Origin of the sequence: Dactylosporangium siamense (assembly GCF_016862795.1) — a bacterium.
In the GTDB taxonomy this organism is placed as follows: domain Bacteria; phylum Actinomycetota; class Actinomycetes; order Mycobacteriales; family Micromonosporaceae; genus Dactylosporangium; species Dactylosporangium siamense.
On record NZ_BONQ01000265.1, the window covers coordinates 1 to 1,462 of the forward strand.

A 1,462-nucleotide genomic window follows, 5' to 3' on the forward strand; every position below is an offset into this window, starting at 1 on the left:
CCTCAACCCCACGCTCCACACACACCCCCACCACCGACTCCACGCCCACGCCCTGCCGCTGCAACGCACCCGCCAACCGCCCCGCCCACACGTCCAACTCCGCAAACGTCAACCGGACCGCGCCACACTCCACCGCCACCGCATCCGGTGTCTCCACCACCCAACGCTCAATCAACCCATGCACACCCGACACCAACGGCTCCGCCAGCGCCGCACCCCGCTCCCACGCCGGCAACTCCACCGGCGGCAGCTGCGACAACGGCACCCGCGGCGCCGCCGCCAGGTCCACCAGGATCGCGGCGAACTCGAGCGCGAACCGCTGCATCGAGTCCCGCTCGAACAGGCTCGTCGCGTATTCGACCGAGCCGACCAGCCCACCCGACGCCGACCCGGCCACGGTCACGGTCAGGTCGCACGTCGTCGTGTCGTTCGCAAGTTCCAGCGCGCCCTCGCCGGAGGCGTCCGTCTCGCCGTCGAGGTATGCGAAGAACACCTGGTACAGCGGGGTCCGCGAACGGTCCCGCACCGTTACGAGGTCGTCGACGAGCTTCTCGAACGGCACGTCCTGGTTGGCGTACGCGGCCAGGGTCTCTGACCGCACCCGGGCCAGCAACTCGCCGAAGGTCGGGTCTCCGGACAGGTCGGTGCGCAGCGCGAGGGTGTTGACGAAGAACCCGATCAGGCCCTCGACCTCGGCCCGGTTGCGGTTGGCGATCGGGGTGCCGACCACGATGTCGTCCTGGCCGCTGTAGCGGCCGAGCAGCACCGTGTACGCCGCGAGCGCCACCATGAACATCGTCGCGCCGTTGCTCAGCGCCAGCCCGCGCAGCGCCTCGGCGGCCTCGCGGGGCACCTCGAACCGCACCGCGTCGCCCGCCGTGGAGCGCACGGCCGGCCGGAGCCGGTCGGTCGGCAGGTCCAGGACCGGCGCCCCGGCCAGGCGTCGCCGCCAGTAGTCGAGCTGGCCCTCGAGCACCTCGCCGGTCAGCCACTGCCGCTGCCAGACCGCGAAGTCGGCGTACTGCACCGGCAGCGGCGGCAGCGCGTCCCCGGCGTACAGCGCGTTCAGCTCTCGGCGGAGAATCCCGGCGGACCACTCGTCGGACACGACGTGGTGCATGCACAGGCCCAGCACGTGGTCGTCCGGCCCCAGCCGGTACAGCGCGGCCCGGATCGCGCCGGCGGACAGGTCGAACGGCATCGCCGCATCGGCCGCGATCCGCTCCTCCGCTGCGAGGATCGGGTCCGCCGCACCCGAGAGGTCCACGACCTCGAGCGGGAACGCCCCGGCCGGATCGACGACCTGCCACGGCACCCCGTCGGCGTCGGGAACCAGCCGGGTCCGCAGCACCTCGTGCCGCGCAACCAACGCCGTCAACGCCGCGGCCAACGCCGCCACGTCGAGCTCGCCGCGCAGGTGCACCGCGGCGGGCATGTTGTATTCGGCCGAGTCCGGCTCCAG

General features: G+C 72.4%; 1 protein-coding gene. It reads right to left on the reverse strand.

Features of this window, described 5'->3' with window-relative positions:
• The coding region (locus Dsi01nite_RS56845; protein ID WP_239137332.1) for a condensation domain-containing protein at positions 1–1,462 on the reverse strand (1,462 nt) is incomplete at both ends.